At 68.8% G+C, this 1,342-nt stretch carries 1 protein-coding gene; it reads right to left on the reverse strand.

Going from position 1 to position 1,342, the window contains the following annotated elements; all coding sequences use genetic code 11:
- Window positions 1-42: 42 nt before the first annotated feature.
- Window positions 43-1,280 (reverse strand): IS3 family transposase gene (locus tag CIW48_RS32800; protein ID WP_149314505.1). Its coding sequence is split into 2 segments (ribosomal slippage): window positions 43-920 and window positions 920-1,280, totalling 1,239 coding nucleotides; the frame shifts between segments, so codons are not numbered across the junction.
- Window positions 1,281-1,342: the final 62 nt, after the last annotated feature.

Consider the following 1,342-nt stretch of genomic DNA (forward strand, 5'->3'; position numbering starts at 1 on the left):
GTGGAGTGCACCCTGTTTGACCGGACAGGCAGCGGGGTGGGTTTAGGCAGTCCGGCAGAGGTACTCTCGGGGCGAGAGCATGCGCAGGCCGGAGTGCGGGTGGATGGTGTTGTAGTCCTCGAACCAAGCCGGCAGAAGCCGCATCACGGTCTCGGCGTCGGTCAAGATGGCGAGGCGGGCATAGTCGCGCTTGAGCGTCTTCACGAACGCCTCCGCGATGCCGTTGCTCTGCGGCGAACGCACCGGGGTGAACAGCAACCGTAGGCCGAGCGCGGCGGCCGTCTGCGCTGTCTCCTTGGCGATGTAGGCGGAGCCGTTGTCGGACAGCCACTCGACCGGGTGCGGGGTCTTCGTCGCGCCGAACCGGCGCTCGCAGCAGGCGATCATCAGGTTGCAGACCATCTCGGCCGAGACGCCTGTCGTGGTCGCCGACCACGCCATGATTTCACGGTCGCACGCGTCGATGGCAAACAGCACGCGGACGACCGCACCGTCCCGGCAGCGCAGTTCGAGGTGATCCGAGCACCAGCGCACGTTCGAGCGCAACGCCACCACGATGCCGTCGTGGGTGCGGCCGGGCCGGCGGGCGGTGTGCGGCGCGAGGGTGAGCCCGTTTGCCTGCAGGATACGCAGCACCCGCTTGGCATTGACGCTCGCCTCGCCGCGCGAGTGCAGTGCCCGGTTCACCAGCGCGGTGACGCGGCGATAGCCGTAGCTCGGGCGGGCATCGACGATCGCGCGGATCGTCGGCAGCAGCTGCGCATCCTCGGGCTTGCGGTAGGGACCTCGCGGCTGGGCGGGGCGGCTCAGGCGCTCGGCCAAGTGGGAGCGGGCCACGCCGAGCGTGTCGGCGACCGCCTTCATCGCGAATTGCCCGTCGAACCGCCCCAGGAGCTGAGCGGCGAGGTCGGTTTTTTTGTGCGGGCGAGGTCGAGCGCCTCCTTCAGGATCTCGACTTCCATGGTCTTGCGCCCGAGCAGACGTTCGAGGTCGCGCAGGCGCCGCTCCAGCTCGCGAACCCGGCTGGTTCCGACGACCTCCTCGTCGGCGTGCACGGCCTGATGGCCGCCCTCCAGCATGCGCCGCTTCCACGAGAACAGCAGGCTGGGCGAGAGGCCGTAGCGGCGGGCGACGAACGACACGGACGAGCCGGGCTGCTGGCTCTCCTCGACGAGGCGGATCTTCTCGGTGGTGGACCAGCGCCGTCGACGCTGAACGCCGGTCAGGATCTCGCCGTGCACCGGCGGGGCGGTCGGATCGGATGACATAGCCTTACCCATAGGCCAACGCCTATGCCTTCGTGAGCTATGCCGCCTGTCCGGTCAAAACGGGGTGCGGTTCA

The sequence above is a fragment of the Methylobacterium sp. P1-11 genome (assembly GCF_008329595.1).
Taxonomy (GTDB): Bacteria; Pseudomonadota; Alphaproteobacteria; order Rhizobiales; family Beijerinckiaceae; genus Methylobacterium.